The following is a 17,546-nucleotide window of genomic DNA, read 5'->3' on the forward strand; positions in this document are numbered from 1 at the left end:
AAGGATGTCAATCAGAAATCCAGCAGAACCGAACCCCAGGTGAATCCACCACCCACACCTTCAAGCATGAGCGTTTGACCGGGTTTGACCTGGCCAGCACGCACCGCATGGTCAAGCGCCAGTGGAATGGAGGCAGCCGATGTATTGCCATGCTGGTCCACCGTCACCACCACCTTGTCCATCGACAGCTTCAACTTGCGCGCCGTGCTCTGCATGATGCGGATATTCGCCTGATGGGGAATCAACCAGTCGATATCGGCCGCCGTCTTGCCAGCCTTTGCCAAAGTGGCGCGGGCCGTGTCCTCCAGCACACCGACGGCCAGCTTGAACACCGCCTGGCCATCCATCTTCAACCTTGGGTCGCCCAGAATTTCCCCGCCAGACACATGCCCGGGAACACACAGGATTCCAGAGTACTTCCCATCCGCATGGATATCGGTCGCCAGAATGCCGGGGCGGTCACTGGCCTCAATCACCACAGCGCCGGCGCCATCGCCAAACAGCACGCAAGTGGTTCGGTCATCAAAATTCAGCAAGCGGGAGAAAACCTCTGAGCCAACCACCAGAGCCCGGGTTGCGCTGCCTGTTTTGATCAGGGCATCGGCCACTGTCAAGGCATAGATGAACCCGCTGCAAACTGCCTGCACATCAAAAACGGGACAACCCGAGATGCCCAGTTTGTGCTGAAGAATGGCTGCGGTAGAAGGAAACACCATGTCCGGCGTCGATGTGGCGACGATGATCAGATCGATCTCGTTCGGACCGACGCCCGCAGCCTGCATAGCGCTGCGGCAAGCCTGCTCGGCGAGGTCACTGGCAAACACGCCATCGGCCACAAAATGCCGGGCTCGAATACCGGTTCTTTCGACAATCCACTCGTCGCTGGTCTCAATACCTCGCGCCGCCAAACGCACAACCATGTCCTCGTTGGTCAGACGCAAGGGAGGCAGGCTGCTTCCAGTCCCAGTGATACGGGCGTGACGTGTCATGCGATGAATGGAAATAAGTTACAGGGTAGGAATGCTTTTAAGTTCGCTGGAAAGCCCTTCGCCTGCCAGCAACGGCGCCGCGTGGGCTATGCGCTGGCGAACCTTATCAAGCAAACCATTGTGGGCAGCATCATAAGCCCGACACAAAGCCTGCTCAAACGCAAAGGCGTCAGCCGAGCCATGGCTCTTGAAAACCAAGCCACGCAGCCCCAACAATGCAGCCCCGTTGTAACGGCGGTAATCCATTCGTCTTTTAAACGCAGATAAGACCGGATAGGCAAAGATGGCGCCAATTTTCGTAAAGATGGTTCGAGAAAATTCGACCTTGATGAAATTTCCTATCATCGTAGCCAAGCCTTCGCTGGCTTTGAGCGCCACATTGCCGACAAAACCATCGCAGACAACAATTTCCACCGTGCCTTTAAAAATGTCATTGCCTTCAACATTGCCGAAGAAATTCAAATCGCCGGTGTTGGCAGCATTTCGCAGCAAAATACCAGCTTTTTTGATAACTTCACTTCCCTTGATGACCTCCTCACCGACATTGAGCAACCCTACAGTGGGCTCCTCGCGACCGGTGAGTGCAGCCACCAGAGCGGACCCCATGACCGCAAACTGAAACAGGTGCTCCGCCGAACAATCCACGTTGGCACCCAAATCAAGCACCGTGGTTGAACCACCCAAGGCATTGGGCATCTGGCTGGCGATGGCCGGGCGATCAATGCCATCCAGTGTTTTAAGCAGGTAGCGACCGATTGCCATCAGCGCCCCGGTGTTGCCAGCAGAAACCACAGCCTGCGCCGCACCGTCTTTGACCTGCTGGATGGCAACCCGCATGGAAGAGTCTTTCTTCTTGCGCATGGCGACCTCAACCGGATCATCCATTGCGACAACTTCGGTCGCGGGCACCACCCGACAGCGAACATTGTTCACCACTTCAGAGTAAGCACCCAATACATCGGGCCGGCCCACCAACAGCAACTTGGCTTGAGGATGGCTATTCAAAAATGCTGCGCAGGCTGGCAGCGTGGCAGCAGGGCCGACGTCTCCGCCCATGCAATCCACTGCGACGGTGATCATGACAACTTCCCTGTGATGGCGCGCCACAGCAGTGCGCCACTGAAACGAAAAAAGCCCGCATGGCTCATGCGGGCCTGTTTACAAGTCACGGCTGATGCCCCGTCGTGCAAGGGCGAAGGACGCAAGAACCGCCAGCCAGATCAGGCTTCAGACTTGTTCTTGAGCACCTGACGACCACGGTAGAAACCGTTGGGGCTGATGTGGTGACGCAGGTGCACCTCGCCCGTGGTGGGCTCCACAGCGATGCCAGGCACGTTCAGTGCATTGTGCGAACGGTGCATACCGCGCTTGGATGGGGACTTTTTGTTTTGCTGGACAGCCATGTTGGGCTCCTGAAATCAGTAGGTGTCGAAAAGAGTGCGCTTAACTCCAACCCGCAGTGTTCACCACAACGGCACATGCCAAATGCATGTCGCCCAACGGAAGGGCATCTATCGGCCAGCGCAAAGCCTGAGATTATAGCCTGTTCAGAACCGGTTGACCATCATCTGTGAAACGATCACCGTTTGAGGCGCGCCAATTGGGCAAACGGATTGTCGCGCTCTGGCTTCCCGTCTTCATCGACCGCCAGTTCTCCCGCATGCATCGGAACCGCAATAGGGCACTCCAGATGCATGGGCACCAACGGCATGGACATCAATAACTCGTCCTCCAGCAGAGCGAGCACATCGGGCCTTGGCTCCAACGCCAGCACATCCTCCTCGCAGTCTTCATCTTCAAGTTCGGCTGTCGCCTCATCGGCCACAAACCGAAACCACCGATCCACTTCCAACTCTGTGGCAACGGGGCCCAAGCAGCGTTGGCACGGCAACGGCACCTCCGCCCTGGCCTCCAGGTGCAACCATGGCACCGCTTCGCCGCTCGAATCCTCTCGAAGCTCTCCGCTCAACTGCCAATCAATAAACAAAGGCGTAGCGTCCCCAGGCATCAGCTCGGCCTGCAAGCGCTCGAACGCCCCCATTTCTGCCGGGCCCTCAAGCACCTGCCCGGCTTTGGCAAAGGCGCGCACATCCAGGCGCGCCGGGTTCCAGATCGATTTGGGAGATGGGGACGGTGCATTCATGCCCGCAGTGTAAAAGAATGCAGACACAATACCGACATGCCCGAAAACGCCTCCAACACCACCGCACTTCGTCCACTTGTCCTGGCTTCGACCTCTCCCTACAGAAAAGAACTGCTTTCCCGGCTCGGCCTGCCGTTTCAAACCGAAGCACCCGCCGTCGATGAATCGCCTGAGGCTGGCGAACCCCCAGCCAAGTTGGCCGTGCGTCTGGCTTTGGCCAAAGCCCATGAGGTTGCGGCCAGATTTCCGGACGCTGTTGTGATTGGCAGTGATCAGGTGGCGGATTTGCATGGCGAGCCACTGGGCAAACCGGGTACCCACGAACGAGCGGTCGCACAGTTGCGGCGCATGCGAGGCGAAACGGTGGTGTTTCAGACAGCGGTCGCGGTGGTGTGTCACAACACGGGGTTTGAGCAAGCCGATCTGGCCGCCGTTCAGGTGGTCTTCCGCCAACTCAGCGACCAGCAGATCGAGCATTATTTGCAGACGGAGAAACCTTATGACTGCGCGGGCAGCGCCAAGAGCGAAGGTCTTGGCATCGCACTGCTGACACGCATCACCAATGACGATCCCACCGCACTCATCGGTTTGCCGCTGATCCGCACCTGCCACCTCCTGCGCGCCGCCGGCGTGGACGTTCTGTGAGCGCAGCGTCGGCAACGCCCAAAGGGCTCGGAACGCTTTACCTGGTACCCACTCCGCTGGATTTCGGTTGCCTACCCGCAGGCGCCATTGCGGAGCCTTTATCCCAATGGTTGCCAGGAGAAACACTGAGCATCGCGGCGCGCCTGACCCACTGGATCACCGAAAACGCCAAGAGCACACGGGCTTTTCTAAAAAGGGTGGACAACGCCCAGGGCATCGCGGCAGTCATTTCGGACATGCAAATCGCGGAGCTGCCGCGCGAAGCCCACAAAAAGGGGGACCACACCAAAACGGCCTCCACGGACGAAGCAGCGCGGGCCCTGCTGGGACCCGCGTTGAAGGGACTGGACATGGGATTGGTGAGCGAAGCCGGCATGCCCGCCATTGCCGACCCTGGTAGCTCGATCGTGCGCGCAGCCCACGCTTTGGGGCTGCCTGTGGTGGCCCTCTCCGGCCCCATGTCTTTGACGCTGGCGCTGGCAGCCAGTGGCATGAACGGCCAGAGCTTCGCCTTTGTCGGCTACGTGCCGCAAAACGCCGAGGAACGCGTCAAGCGGTTGCGCGAGTTGGAGGCTTTGACCCACAAAACCGGCCAGACTCAAATTCTGATTGAAACGCCTTACCGCAATGCGGCGCTCCTCCAATCCATGTTGCAGACCCTGCAACCCGTTACCCGATTGGCGGTAAGCTGCGGCATTCATCTGCCGCAACACATCGCCCGAAGCGCTCAAGTGGTCACTTGGAAACAACAGAATCTGAGCCAGGCCCTGCCACTGGCCCTGCCTTCGGTTTTTCTGATCGGGCGCTAAGCCCGCCGATCAAGCCAGGGCTTTTTGGATGTGCGCTCGCACCGCTCCGCTCAACTCGGCATTGGCCAAAGCAAGATCAATAGTGGCCTCCAAAAAGCCCTCTTTGCTGCCGCAGTCGTAACGGCGCCCGTCATAGCGGAGTGCGTACACCTTTTCGGTGCCAATCAAGGCGGCAATACCATCAGTCAACTGAATCTCTCCACCTGAGCCTTTGGGCTGGCGACGGATGCTCTCGAATACCGCTGGCGTCAGAATGTACCGACCGGCTACGGCGAGCGTGGAGGGAGCCGTCTCTGGCTTGGGTTTTTCAACCATGGCGAACACCTCGGCCATGACGCCATCGGCACCGTGGACATCCACCACGCCATACCGCCGAGTGTCAGCACGTGGAACATCCTGCACCGCCAATACCGTGCCTGGATGGCGTTCATATGCCTCGACCATCTGGCGCAACACCGTAGGGCCACCCTCTGACTGAGCCCGCCCCAACATCAAATCGTCGGCCAGCAAAACGGCAAACGGCTCATCGCCTACCAACCGCTCGGCACACAACACCGCATGCCCCAAGCCAAGCGCTTTGGGTTGTCGCACGTACACGCAATCCATGTCATCCGGCTTGATGGAATTCACCAAATCGAGCATGGCTGACTTGCCTGCGGCCAACAACTCGGCTTCCAGTTCGTAGGCGGTGTCGAAATGGTCCTCAATGGCGCGCTTGTTGCGACCCGTGACAAAGATCATTTCGCGAATGCCTGCGGCGTAAGCCTCTTCCACCGCATACTGAATCAACGGCTTGTCCACCACGGGCAGCATCTCTTTCGGAATAGCCTTGGTTGCTGGCAGAAATCGGGTACCTAGGCCCCCGACAGGAAACACTGCTTTGCGAATCAACATACTGAAACTTCCTCCCAGAAATAGTTCTATTGGCTACCTGCTAGGTTATCGCAAGAATGCGCAACCCTGATCGCCGTACACAGTCACTTCAACGTCACACCGCTGGCCCGGGCCGCAAGGTAAAAGCCTTCGCCAACGCTCGCTCCAAACTGGCGTGCCAGACGCGATCCCAGATTTTCACGCTGGGTGTAGTCCACGACATCTTCCGCCTTCACCACGTCTCTGGCCACGAAGTCCAGGCTGCCCAAGCCATCTGCGAGGCCGAGCTCAACCGCCCGAGGGCCACTCCAGACCATTCCGCTGAACATATCAGGCGTCTCTTTGAGGCGTGCGCCCCGTCCACGCTTGACCACGGCGATGAATTGCGCATGGATTTCACCCAGCATGGATTGGATATAGGCCGTTTGCTCGGCATTTTGTGGACTGAACGGGTCGAGCAATGCCTTGTTCTCGCCCGCCGTCATCAGGCGTCGCTCGATGCCCAGCTTCTCCATCAGGCCAGTGAATCCAAAACCATCCATCAAGACCCCAATACTGCCCACCAAGCTGGCCTTGTCTACGTAGATCTCATCGGCGGCGGCGGCAATGTAATAGGCCGCAGAGGCACAGGTTTCCTCCACGACTGCATAAACTTTTTTCTTGTGCAATGCTTTCAATCTCGTGATCTCATCATTGATGATGCCTGCCTGTACTGGGCTACCGCCCGGAGAATCAATCAGCAAGACCACCGCACGGGCGCCCTTGTCTGCAAATGCCAATCTCAATGCACCCACAATACCCTCCGCACTGGCTGGGGCAGCTGACGAAATCTCCCCCCGAATCTCGATAACCGCGGTATGTGGCGTGCTTTGAACCACACCCATGGTTTGCTGCTGAAAGAAATACCAGGTGATCGCGCCCAAAAGAACCAGCCACAGCAAGCGACTGAACATGCGCCAGCGGCGCACCGATCGCTGCTCCTTCAGGGTCGCAAAAACCAGCTTTTCCAGCGTGGCGCGCTCCCAGGCCCCCCCAGAATCGCCACGTGTGGACAAGCCACCGGAATCATCGTTCATCAATGCAATGCCTTAAAAAATCAACTGACTAAACGGGTATTGTGCCTGCCAGTACACCACCCCATCGCGCTCCAGCACGGGGACCGCAGTCAAGCCTCCCCTGCAAGGACCTCCCGCACACGCCCCACTCCCCGGCTCATAGGTCGCCCCATGCGTGGCACACAACAGCCAGCGCCCAGTGTCATCAAAGAAACGATTTGGCTTCCAGTCCATTTCCATGGCCACATGGGAACAACGATTCAAATAGGCCACCACCTGGCCATTGAACCGCACCGCGAATGCCCTGCAAGTCTGTCCTGCATAGACGACGTCGAACGGCACTGCATGACCCCGTTCCAGCACATCAACGCTCTGGCAGAGCGCCAGAAGCGGGTCCACTGCATTGACTGCTGCCGCGGGCAAGTCAGGCATGGTCGGCCAACCAGCGCCGCAACTCAGCCACAGAATGCGCCACAAACAGCGGATTCAAAGCTTCGAATGCACCCGGTTCATGGGCGCCATAACTGACCCCTACGCTTGCACACCCGGCATTTATCGCCATTTGCAAGTCATGGGTGGTGTCTCCAATCATCAAAGTCCGCTCGGGTTCCACGCCAAATTCTTTCATCAACTCCAGCAACATCACCGGGCTGGGTTTGCCCGCAGTTTCATCGGCTGTGCGGGAACCATGAAATATGCCCTTGAGCTCGACTGCCTGCAAGGCCTCGTTCAAACCCCGTCGGCTCTTGCCTGTGGCCACAGTCAACCAGTGTTGGCGTTGTTTGAGCTCTGCCAGCAGGGGCAACACACCATCAAACAGGCTGATGTCATCTTGACTCTGTTCGTAGTGGTGGCGGTACCGGACACCCAACATGGGGTGGCGATCTTGAGGCACATCCGGCGCCGCATGCGCCAAGGCCTCCATCAAACCCATGCCAATGACATAACTCGCTTGACCATCAGTAGGCACCGTCCCCCCGACATCCCTCACCGCAGCCTGGATACTGCGCGTGATGATGGCGGTCGAATCGAAAAGGGTGCCATCCCAGTCAAAGGCAATAAGATCAAATTGGCGCGGTTTCATATAGTGAACAATTAGACGACGAATGGGGCGTTTGGATTATCGTATGCATCCAACACACCGAAAAAACAAAGGGCGCCCGAAGACGCCCTTACATAGCCGGTAGGCCAACGATCAATCAGATACGAAAATCTTCAATATTCTTGCCCGAAGCCAACACCGCGCGCACCCACTCAGGCTTGCGACCTGGACCGCCAGCCCACAACTCCCCGTTCGGACCCTTGTATTTCGCGGGCGCCTTGGACTTTGATTTAGCAGCCCCTTTTGTGCCAGCCCCCCCCAAATCGGCGACCGTGATGCCGAATTGCTTCATTTTGGCTTTGATTTCAGCGACCACGGAAGCGAGCTCACTCTTGCGCGCCTGCTCCGCCTGAGCCATCAACGCCTGCGCCTGTGCCATGAGTTCTGAGTAATTTGCCATTGAATGTCCTTGAATTAAGAAATTTCGGTTATTTCGTTCGAATATCTGCAGCATCCCAACGATGCTGGTCGCATTGTAAACCTAATTCGGCAACCTATCCATCGACACCACCCATTCCTGCAATTCCTGAGGCAATTGGGCATGCAACTCCATGTTTTCACCCGACACCGGATGCCGCAACCGCAGTCGCCATGCATGCAAAAACATCCGGCGAAGCCCTGCGCGGGCCAATTGCCGATTCAATTCAAAGTCGCCGTATTTGTCATCGCCCAGAATCACATGCCCTGCGTTCGCCAGGTGCACGCGGATCTGGTGCGTTCGACCTGTTTTGATCGTCACTTCGAGCAACGTAAATGCGTCGAAGGAGTTTTGCTCACCCGTCGGCAGTCTCAGCCTTTGAATAACCTTGACCAAGGTCACCGATCGCATGCCATCCGGGTGATCCGGCGAAACCACCTTCACACGCCGCTCACCGTCTGGCAACAGGTATTTGTGCAACGGCTGATCCAATACCTTGAGTCGCTCGGGCCATGATCCTTTGACCATGGCCAAATAGGTTTTACCGGTCTCCCGCTCGCGAAACTGATCCTGCATGGCCCTCAAAGCCTGCTTTTTCTTGGCAATCAACAACAACCCGCTGGTTTCCCGGTCCAGCCGATGCACCAATTCAAGAAACCGGGCAAGTGGCCGGGCCTGGCGCATTTGTTCAATCACCCCATAACTGACCCCACTTCCCCCATGCACGGCGACGCCTGCCGGTTTTGCGATGGCCATCAAGGCGTCATCTTCAAACACCACTGGAAAATCGCGCGCTGGCGCCACCGGATGCAAAGCCTTCGCCTGGGCGCGCTCAGACACCCGAAGTGGTGGAATGCGCAGCACATCACCAGCCACCACCCGGTCGTCGGCACTTACTCGGCCTTTGTTTCGCCGCACCTCGCCCGAGCGAATGATTCGGTACACATGGGTTTTTGGAACCCCTTTCAACACCCGGATCAGAAAGTTGTCCAGGCGCTGCCCCTCCGACTCTTCATCGACGGCGACGTATTGCACAGAGGCAGAGGCTTGGGGAACAAATTCGGAGGTCAAAGGTAGCTCAACGGTCAAGGCGCTCAACAGAGCAGAGAAAGAGGGGCATATACCCGACCCACAAAGCGCAGGGAGCGCACTATAATGCGTTCAATCGGTTGTGCGCCGTAAGTGATTGATTTCCTTGAGTTTAAGGCTTTCACTGCAGGCATGAAGCCGCAACCACGAAGGTTGCGACCCCAACCGGTCAAGCGTTGCCACCCTCAGTGCGTGCCCGCAGCAGCCGTTCCACAACCCTCATTGATGAGACCGGAGCCGCCAGCCCAACGCCGCACACTGAGGGCGAATCCGACAGAAAACTGCGAACCCGAATACGGAATACCCCAATCGGTCAGCTCAGGGCTCAGATGCGAAATGCGCGCAAGCCCCAAGCTGGTCGAGGACCAAAGTGAACCCAGTGAAACCCACGGCAAGATCCCTGTCCATGACACGCTTCGCGCCATTCCTGCTCACCCGACTCCACGCGCCTACGCCCTGACCCGGCAAGGGAGCCCTCCAGTCTTGACGACATGAGTGCTCCGTGACTAGTAGCCAACACCCTGCCCAAGGCTGGGTTGTTGCGGGTTGGTGGCTCTCCGGCAATTCCTCCCCCGTTCGCATTTTCCGCTGATTCATGGCTGGTCGGCGCCTTGGGCTTGTTCCCAGCGCCTTGTCAGTGTCAGAAAACTAGGAAACCGCATCATGAAACGGATGTTGATCAATGCCACGCAGGCTGAAGAACGCCGCCTGGCCATCGTCGACGGGCAAAAACTGCTCGACTACGAAATCGAAATCGAAGGACGCGAACAGCGCAAAGGCAATATCTACAAGGCCGTGGTCACCCGCGTCGAGCCTTCGCTGGAAGCCTGCTTCGTGGATTACGGCGAAGACCGCCACGGCTTTTTGCCGTTCAAGGAAATCTCGCGTCAGTATTTCCAGGGCAGCGTTGCACCGTCCCAAGCCCGCATCAACGATGTGATCAAGGAAGGCCAGGAACTGCTGGTCCAAGTTGAGAAAGAAGAGCGCGGCAACAAAGGCGCTGCCCTGACTACCTTCGTCAGCCTGGCTGGCCGCTATGTGGTTCTGATGCCCAACAACCCACGTGGTGGTGGCGTTTCGCGCCGGATCGAAGGCGAAGACCGCCAGGAACTGAAGGCCGCTCTCGACCAGCTCGAATACCCCAACGGCATGAGCATCATCGCGCGCACCGCCGGCATTGGCCGCGACGCCGCCGAACTGCAGTGGGACTTGAACTACCTGCTGAAGCTCTGGACCGCTATTGATGGTGCCGCCCTAGGCGGCAAAGGCGCTTTCCTGATCTACCAGGAGTCGAGTCTGGTGATTCGCGCCATCCGCGATTACTTCAACAGCGACATCGGCGAGATTCTGATCGACACCGACGACATCTTCGAACAAGCGCACCAGTTCATGGCGCACGTCATGCCCGAGCACGAACACCGTGTGAAGCGCTACCGCGATGACGCGCCGCTGTTCAGCCGCTTCCAGATCGAACACCAGATCGAAACCGCGTTCAGCCGCACGGTCAACCTGCCCTCGGGCGGCGCCATCGTGATCGACCAGACCGAAGCACTGGTGGCCGTGGACGTGAACTCTGCGCGCGCCATCAAGGGCGGCGACATCGAAGAGACCGCTACCCGCACCAACCTGGAAGCCGCCGACGAAGTGGCCCGCCAGGCCCGTTTGCGCGACTTGGGTGGCCTGATCGTGATCGACTTCATCGACATGGATGAGTCGAAAAACCGCCGCGAAGTGGAAAACCGCCTGCGCGACGCGTTGCGCCAGGACCGCGCCCGCGTCCAGTTTGGCTCCATCAGCAAGTTTGGCCTGCTCGAAATGAGCCGCCAGCGCCTGAAGCCCACGCTCAGCGAAGGTTCGTCGATTCCCTGCCCGCGATGCGGTGGCTCTGGCCACATCCGCGACACCGAATCTTCGGCGCTGCAGATCTTGCGCGTGATCCAGGAGGAGTCGCTCAAAGACAGCACGGCAGCGGTGCTCGTGCAGGTGCCGGTCGAAGTGGCCAGCTTCCTGCTCAACGAGAAGCGCACCGAGATCACCAAGATCGAACTCAAACAGCGCATCAACGTGCTGCTCGTACCCAACAAATCGCTGGACACGCCCAACTACAAGCTCGAACGTCTCAAACACGACGACCCCCGCCTGGACAACCTGGACTCCAGTTACAAGCTGGCCGACGAGCCTGAGGACGCCACAAGCTTCACACGCCGCAGTCAGGAGCGCACCAACAAGCAGGAGCCCTTGATCAAGGGTGTCTTGCCTGATGGCCCTGCGCCCGTGGCACTTCCCAAAGCGGACAAAGTGGACGCGGTGGCCAAAGTGGCAGCGGCTGCCGTGGCGCCTATCGCCAAAGCGCCTGCCGTGCTGGCAGAAAAAGGTTTCTTTGGGTGGCTCAAAACGCTGTTTGGCGTTGCCGAGCTGACCGCTCCCGCACCGGTGCAACCGACCAAGGACACGGTAAAAGAGGAACCCAAGGAGGCGCGTGGCGAACAACGCCGCGATGGCCGAGGTGGTCGTGGTGGCCGGAACAGCGAAGGTCGCGGGTCACGCGACGGCGGCCGCAACGCACGCGGCGGTGAAGGTCGCAGTGAGCGCAACAGTGATCGAAATGGTGCCCGGGTTGATGGTCGCAATGCCGAAAACCGCGGCGAACCGCGTCCAGTCGAAGGCCGGGGTGAAAGCGCTCAAGGCGACCGCCGCTCGGGTGGTCGAGGTGAAGGCCGCAACGGCGGTCGCCGCGACAACCGCCGCGAAATGCCACAGGCTGACGAGGCGAACAACAACGCGTCTGCTCAGGTCATCGGCAACGAGGCTGGCAATGACGCTGCGGACAATGGTGAGAACCAACGCCGTGAGCGCCGTCCACGCAACGACAATCGCCGCCGCCCGCAAGCCACTGACGAGGCCGGCAATGCTCCGGCGCAACAACTGGTGAGCGATGATTCCGTTCAAACGGCTCCCGGCCCAGAAGGTGACACCAGCAACAGCGAGACAGGCGAGCAACGCGCCCCACGCGAGCGCCGCAGCCGTGACCGCTATGGTCGTGACCGCCGCGAGCGAGGCCCACGCGATGCGCAGGCTCAAGCCGGCGACGACACCATAGCCGACTCGACCGTGCCGACAGCGGAAGCAACACCAGCCAACGTTGGTGAAACACCGCAAGAAGAAGCGCCAGTTCGCAGCAGCTACTTCTCCCTGCCGGTGGAAACAGCACCTACCGCTGTCGCAGCGATCGCGGCTGTAGATGTTGCCCCGGAACAAGTGGCTGAAGTGGTCGAACCCGTGCGTGCGCCACAAGCTGATGTGGTTGCAGCGCCGGCTGAAGCACCCAAACCGCGGCCACAGCCGTCAATGGCTGCTTCGGCTGTGGAGGAAACCACCAAGGGTTTGCCCAAGGTCGCCGCATACGTGCTGCCGATGGACGCAATGAGCGAAGTGGCTCGGGCCAGCGGACTGGAATGGGTGAACTCGGATGTTGAACGCGTCGCACTGGCTCAAGCGGCTATCGCTGCCGAACCCAAGCCGATACACGTGCCACGGGAAATCAAACCTGTGGAACTGGTCGACGAAGGCCCACTGGTTCTGGTCGAGACCCGCAAAGATCTGAACAAAGTCACCTTGCCTTTCGAAGGCACATCAGCCACATAAGTGGTGCAATACGAAGAAGGCCGCTGCAAGGCATTGCAGCGGCCTTTTTCGTTCCGACGCTTCTCATCTCAGCCGATTGCACCCAATTGAACGGTCGAACCAGAGGTGCTGAAGTACTTCTCCCGCCGGGTCCATCATTTCCAACGTCAGGATCCAGGCGAAAAAGGCGCTCGACACAAGGGTCGGAAACCCGCCAGTTGCCAATGACTCGGAGCGACAGTCAGCGCCCACCAAGCACCCAGCAAGCACCGAAAAACAGGGAGCCGCGGCTCAAGGTTGCTGCCGCCCAGTTGTGTGACCCGGCACTACTCCAGAGAAGCGGCTTTCTTCCAGGCAGCCAAGGCCGACGATGAGTCGTTTCGCTCCTCGGCCAGAACGGCCAAAGAACACCAAGCCCGCCGCAGCAAGACCGCATCTTTCAGGCTGTGGCTGGCTTGTCCCAGGAGTTGAGTGGCCTTGCCCCAAAGCTGGCGGCGCATGCAGGCCTGTCCCGCGAGGTATTGCAGAAAACCATTGGTGGGCCATTGCCGCTGCATTTGCTCAAGCCGGGCAAAACCGGTCGCGTCGAGCTCAGCCAAGCCTTGCTCGACCATGGTCACAAGGTCTCGCTGCTGAGTTGCATCAAGATCGACAAAGCGGCTCCAGGCAGGCTCGAGCCACCGCTGTACCAACGCGGCCGAAGCGGCCCGCTCTTCGACCGCACCTTCTGGCTGAGCATGCCTGAGACTGTTGGCACGGCGTGCAGCCGCCAAGGCCAAGTCAGGCATGGCCCGTTCCTGGGTATCCAACTGTGCCCATACACCCCGCAACTGTGTCAGATCGTGTGCTCGCCCCAACGCATCAGCGGCCAAACCACGCACGATGCTCACAGCAACATCGTCGGAGAACGCCCTGTGTTTGGCCAACAAGCGGGCCGTTTCGAGCGCCTCATCGGTCGAGCCGGCCAAACGGGCAACGCGCAGCTTCAGACGCAGCGCCTGAATCCGGCGCACAGCCCCTTGAGGCAGTTCAGACAACCAATTGCGTGCAGCATCAGCATCGCGGTCTTCAATGGCCCATCGGGTGGCGCGCAACACGGCACCTTCAAAAACGTCTGGGTATTGCTTTCGCCAAACAGGATCCATCGCTTTTTGCAGATGGGAATCGCGTTCCTCGGTTTTTTGCAGCGCCTGTGCACTCTCGGCCACCAGCAAATGGGCCAAAGCCTGCATCTGCTCGCGCCGAGGAAGCGACACGGAAGGCATGGCCTCCAATTGCTCCAACGCTCCCAGCGCCGCTGTTTGCGCGCGAACAAAGCGCCCAGCCAATTGCAGCGAAAGCGCATCGAGAACGCCCGCTACTGCCGCGCGCTCCACCTGCTGCTCACGCCATCGCTTGGCTTGCCTTGGCAACTCGCGCAGCATCGCCACAGCACGCAAAGCCAGGTAACCCAGAATGAAGCCCGCCACCAGGCAAAACAACACGAAGTTGAACGACATGTCGAACCGGTACGGCGGCCAGAACAAGGTGAACAGCGCCTGATTTCCGCCCACCAACAACGCCAACGACACGGCAATCGCGGCCAAACCCAGCAACCAGAACACGCTGCGCATAGCGCCGCCTTCTTTACGGCGAGTCATCAGCGACCTCCCGCGGCAGTGGCCAAAGCGGCCAAACTCTCGTCTGGGCGCGGCAACTCCGACTTCGAAACCTCGACCCTCAGTTGGGCCAGGGACTTCAACGCGCTCTCTACCAGCGGATCGTTGCGATCAAAGTAGCGCTCCAAGGCTTGCTCGGTGGACAGCAAATCAGCCTGCGATTGCTCCATGTGACGTGCCAGCAAACCCAAGCGGGCATTGAGCAAGCGAAGCTTGATGTTCTCGCGCAGGAAAAAGACCTGCTCTGGCGCCAGCAAGGCTGCTTCAGGTCGATCAATGCGGCTGACCCTCACCAATTCGCGACCGTTCATCGTGACATCGACCCATGCACGGGCCCAAAAGGCATTCCACGCTTGAGTGATACGGGCCCAACCTTTCGAGCCCGTTGTTGACGCAGGCTTGTCAGGAGACGTCTCCTGGGATGCGGAAACAGCTTTCGATTCGACCGCAGCGTCCGCAGGCGCCTTGCCACGCCATTCGTTGTGCACGGGCCATGCATCCACCTGCTGTGCCAGCTCATCCAACTGGCGCACCAGGGAGGGCACGTCGGTCAGGGCAGCGCTTTGAATTCGCTCCACATCACGCGCAATGGCCCGCTGAACCGGATTCAACCGAGGCTGGGCAGCCCGAGAAATGCGCTGGTCTGCAGCCTGCAGCGCCGACACCAGTGGTTGAGACGCGCCTGTCAACTGCGTTTGCTGCATCGCCAGGCGCAAGGCCGAATCGATGTCTTGAACCAGGTTGTCATCGCGTGACCGCGACACGCTCAGCATCAGTTCTTCCAATTGACTGCGCTGCAAAGTCACTTCCGAGAGCTTCACCTCGGCAACAGCCAAGCGCGCCTGCAGCGCGTGGGTCAATGCCTCCGCTTGAGAAGCCAGCGTGCGGGCCTCTACCGACTGGGCCGCGCTGTCCTGGCTACGCCGCGCCATTTCTTGCTGGGTAAAACCAACCTTCTGCCACAACATCCCCCCAACCACCAAAGCGCCAACCGCCAACAGCAGTGCCAGACTGCCCAGCCAAAGACCACCAGAACGAGTAGCCCTCGGAGGAGAAGGCGGTGGGTTTGACGCGCTTGAAGAAGACACCGGCGGACGCGCAGCCGGAGGAGGCGAAGGTGGGACTGGCGGCGAAGCAGGCCCGCTATCGGTAATAACAGCAGGCAAGGCCGCAGCCTTGTCGTCGGGGGTATTGGGTTTATTGGTGCTCATAGGTGGTCCAATGTGATTTTAGGGCCCGCAGCACATCGGGCAATGCTGGCCGCGAAGCAACAACCTCGCCAAACCCCACTTCTCGGGCGGCGGTGGCGATTCGGTCATGGGTGGTCAGCGCGGCCGCCTGAGCCCAGCTCACCTCAGGCAAACCTGCTCGAAGGTTGAATACGGCTTCAGAACTGCTCAACAACCACAGGCTGCCCGGCTGGGCAGCAGCCAATGCCTGCGCACGCAAGCTGCTGCTCCAAAGGGGGGGCTGGCGCTCATAGGCCACGCAGGTCTGAACCGAGGCGCCAAGCAACTCGCACTGTTTGATGAGCCAATCACGCCCTTGCCCAACGTGTGCAGTCGACGGGGTTTTCACGGCGATTGCCCCCTGTGTGTCACCGCGAACCACGAGCACCCGCTTGCCCGAACCCATCTGAGCGCGCACCACCGGCCACAGGGTCTCGGAGTCAAACTGCGGTGCATCCTGGGGCGGCGCGTCAATGCGATCTCGCGAAACTCCAATCCTCTGCAGGGCCTGGACGAGCGCCGCACCGGTGCCCGGCCCGGGCGCCCAGAACCGGGTGGTCGCGCTGTCCTGGGCAAACGGACCGTCTGCTGAGAAAAAATGGTTGACAGCTGCGCTGCTCACAAACATCAGTGCGTCCCACTGGGACCAGGCAGACCGGGCTTGAGTCAGCGCCCGCTTCGCGTCCAAAGCCTGTGGCTCTCCGATGTCGATCAAGGGCAACGCCTGGGCTGGCCAGCCTTGTTCGGTGAGGACGCGGGCCCACCTCTCGGCCTCCCCCGCCGGTCGGGTCACCACCAAGCGCTCCAGCCGCGAACGGCGCCCTTCCGCGGCTGCACTCATGCCCCGCCCGATCAAGGCCGCACAGGAGCGGGCGCACCCGCCGCCTGCAACGCTTGGGTCACGCGAAGGCCGAGGGCTTCGGCTTGCTCCAAAGAAGCCACCGCGGCTTGGGCGCCCACGCGAACCAGAGGGGCCCGGCCTTCTGGATCACCCCAAGCCGCGTCAAGCCGCAACTGGCCAGCCTCGGCCATATCCCAGTCGGAATAGGCGGCCAAGGGCATGGAACAACTGCCGCCCATGGCGCGCGAAACTGTTCGTTCTGCAGCCACACGGTACCAGGACGGCCAGTGGATCAAAGGTTTTAACGCCTCAACAAGCTCGGTGCGATCAGCCCGCACCTCGATGCCCAATGCCCCTTGTCCAGCGGCTGGGAGAGATCGGTCAGGCTCAAAAACGGCACGAATACGGTCGTCAAGCTTCAAGCGTTTCAATCCGGCTGCGGCCAGAACAATGGCGTGGTACCCACCCTCGTCGAGCTTGCGCAGCCGGGTATCCAGATTGCCGCGCAGTGGCTCAATGCGCACATCCTGACGGCCCATCGCATCCAGCGCGTCGCGCAACAAGACCTGCCGACGCAAACTGGATGTACCCACGATGGCGTCAGGAGGCAACGCCTCCAGGGAGGCGCACGCCGGGGAAACCCAGGCGTCGCGCGGATCTTCACGCTCCATGACGCAGGCCAGGGCAAAGCCGTCAGGCAAATCCATGGGAACATCCTTGAGCGAATGCACCGCGATATCGGCCCGCCCGTCTTCCAGCGCCACTTCCAGCTCTTTCACGAACAAACCCTTGCCGCCCACTTTGGACAAGCTTCTATCCAGAATCTGATCGCCTTTGGTGGTCATGCCCAGCAGGCTCACGCGGTGCCCCATGCCTTCAAGCAAAGCTTTGACATGTTCTGCCTGCCACAAGGCTAGGCGACTCTCGCGGGTGGCGATGACGATGGGGAGTGAATCAGCAGGCTTTGAATCGGACACAGGAGATCTCAAAAATTGCAGCGCTCGGAGGTCAAAAGAACGCCAATTGGTACCACCGTGGTAACCACGGGCTCCGAGGGATGCTAGCATGACC

At 59.6% G+C, this 17,546-nt stretch carries 17 protein-coding genes; 3 read left to right on the forward strand and 14 right to left on the reverse strand.

Features of this window, described 5'->3' with window-relative positions; genetic code table 11:
* Positions 1-11: 11 nt before the first annotated feature.
* From LPB072_RS16820 to LPB072_RS16835, 4 genes are all read right to left on the reverse strand, one after another.
* A complete protein-coding gene (locus LPB072_RS16820) occupies positions 12-989 on the reverse strand; it encodes a beta-ketoacyl-ACP synthase III (protein ID WP_066086124.1) in 978 nt (325 codons plus the stop codon).
* A gap of 18 nt (positions 990-1,007) precedes the next feature.
* On the reverse strand, positions 1,008-2,069 hold the full coding sequence (gene plsX / locus LPB072_RS16825) for a phosphate acyltransferase PlsX (RefSeq protein ID WP_066086122.1): 1,062 nt from the start codon (positions 2,067-2,069) through the stop codon (positions 1,008-1,010).
* A gap of 140 nt (positions 2,070-2,209) precedes the next feature.
* Entirely contained in the window at positions 2,210-2,392 is a 183-nt protein-coding gene (gene rpmF / locus LPB072_RS16830; protein ID WP_066086119.1) for a 50S ribosomal protein L32, read from the reverse strand.
* 176 nt (positions 2,393-2,568) lie between these two features.
* Positions 2,569-3,132 carry a YceD family protein gene (locus tag LPB072_RS16835; RefSeq protein WP_066086116.1) on the reverse strand — a complete coding sequence of 188 codons (564 nt, stop codon included), beginning with the start codon at positions 3,130-3,132 and terminating at the stop codon, positions 2,569-2,571.
* 36 nt (positions 3,133-3,168) lie between these two features.
* Here LPB072_RS16835 and LPB072_RS16840 point away from each other — a divergent pair, with 36 nt between their 5' ends.
* Both LPB072_RS16840 and LPB072_RS16845 read left to right on the forward strand, forming a co-directional pair.
* Entirely contained in the window at positions 3,169-3,777 is a 609-nt protein-coding gene (locus tag LPB072_RS16840) for a Maf family protein (RefSeq protein WP_066086114.1), read from the forward strand.
* Positions 3,774-4,586: an SAM-dependent methyltransferase gene (locus tag LPB072_RS16845; RefSeq protein WP_066086110.1), complete on the forward strand. Its 813-nt coding sequence runs from the start codon at positions 3,774-3,776 to the stop codon at positions 4,584-4,586. Before LPB072_RS16840 ends, LPB072_RS16845 begins: the two co-directional genes overlap by 4 nt.
* Before the next feature lie 9 nt (positions 4,587-4,595).
* Here the strand turns inward: LPB072_RS16845 and galU are convergent, their stop codons facing one another.
* From galU to LPB072_RS16875, 6 genes are all read right to left on the reverse strand, one after another.
* On the reverse strand, positions 4,596-5,480 hold the full coding sequence (gene galU / locus LPB072_RS16850; protein ID WP_066086107.1) for a UTP--glucose-1-phosphate uridylyltransferase GalU: 885 nt from the start codon (positions 5,478-5,480) through the stop codon (positions 4,596-4,598).
* Positions 5,481-5,563: 83 nt separating this feature from the next.
* Positions 5,564-6,535: a S49 family peptidase gene (locus LPB072_RS16855; RefSeq protein WP_066086104.1), complete on the reverse strand. Its 972-nt coding sequence runs from the start codon at positions 6,533-6,535 to the stop codon at positions 5,564-5,566.
* Positions 6,536-6,547: 12 nt separating this feature from the next.
* Positions 6,548-6,946 (reverse strand): Rieske (2Fe-2S) protein, encoded by a 399-nt coding sequence (locus LPB072_RS16860; RefSeq protein ID WP_066086101.1) that lies wholly within the window; start codon positions 6,944-6,946, stop codon positions 6,548-6,550.
* Positions 6,939-7,598, reverse strand: a complete 660-nt coding sequence (locus LPB072_RS16865; RefSeq protein WP_066086098.1) for an HAD family hydrolase — start codon at positions 7,596-7,598, stop codon at positions 6,939-6,941. The genes LPB072_RS16860 and LPB072_RS16865 overlap by 8 nt, the downstream gene beginning before the upstream one ends.
* Before the next feature lie 115 nt (positions 7,599-7,713).
* Positions 7,714-8,070 (reverse strand): H-NS histone family protein, encoded by a 357-nt coding sequence (locus LPB072_RS16870; protein WP_231943283.1) that lies wholly within the window; start codon positions 8,068-8,070, stop codon positions 7,714-7,716.
* A gap of 27 nt (positions 8,071-8,097) precedes the next feature.
* Complete coding sequence (locus tag LPB072_RS16875) at positions 8,098-9,132, reverse strand: RluA family pseudouridine synthase (protein ID WP_197508841.1); 1,035 nt, start codon at positions 9,130-9,132, stop codon at positions 8,098-8,100.
* A 654-nt stretch (positions 9,133-9,786) separates the two neighbouring features.
* Here LPB072_RS16875 and LPB072_RS16880 point away from each other — a divergent pair.
* The gene (locus LPB072_RS16880) at positions 9,787-12,768 is read left to right on the forward strand and encodes an Rne/Rng family ribonuclease (RefSeq protein ID WP_066086092.1); all 2,982 of its coding nucleotides are present in this window, start codon (positions 9,787-9,789) and stop codon (positions 12,766-12,768) included.
* Positions 12,769-13,073: 305 nt separating this feature from the next.
* Here the strand turns inward: LPB072_RS16880 and LPB072_RS16885 are convergent, their stop codons facing one another.
* The 4 genes from LPB072_RS16885 to hemC are packed head-to-tail and all read right to left on the reverse strand — an operon-like array spanning position 13,074 to position 17,452.
* Positions 13,074-14,387, reverse strand: a complete 1,314-nt coding sequence (locus LPB072_RS16885) for a heme biosynthesis protein HemY (protein WP_331000258.1) — start codon at positions 14,385-14,387, stop codon at positions 13,074-13,076.
* Positions 14,387-15,616, reverse strand: a complete 1,230-nt coding sequence (locus LPB072_RS16890) for a uroporphyrinogen-III C-methyltransferase (RefSeq protein WP_082876736.1) — start codon at positions 15,614-15,616, stop codon at positions 14,387-14,389. The genes LPB072_RS16885 and LPB072_RS16890 overlap by 1 nt, the downstream gene beginning before the upstream one ends.
* A complete protein-coding gene (locus tag LPB072_RS16895) occupies positions 15,603-16,475 on the reverse strand; it encodes a uroporphyrinogen-III synthase (protein WP_066086087.1) in 873 nt (290 codons plus the stop codon). The genes LPB072_RS16890 and LPB072_RS16895 overlap by 14 nt, the downstream gene beginning before the upstream one ends.
* 11 nt (positions 16,476-16,486) lie before the next feature.
* A complete protein-coding gene (gene hemC / locus LPB072_RS16900; protein ID WP_231943285.1) occupies positions 16,487-17,452 on the reverse strand; it encodes a hydroxymethylbilane synthase in 966 nt (321 codons plus the stop codon).
* Positions 17,453-17,546: the final 94 nt, after the last annotated feature.

The sequence above is a fragment of the Hydrogenophaga crassostreae genome (genome assembly GCF_001761385.1).
Classification (GTDB): Bacteria; Pseudomonadota; Gammaproteobacteria; order Burkholderiales; family Burkholderiaceae_C; genus Hydrogenophaga; species Hydrogenophaga crassostreae.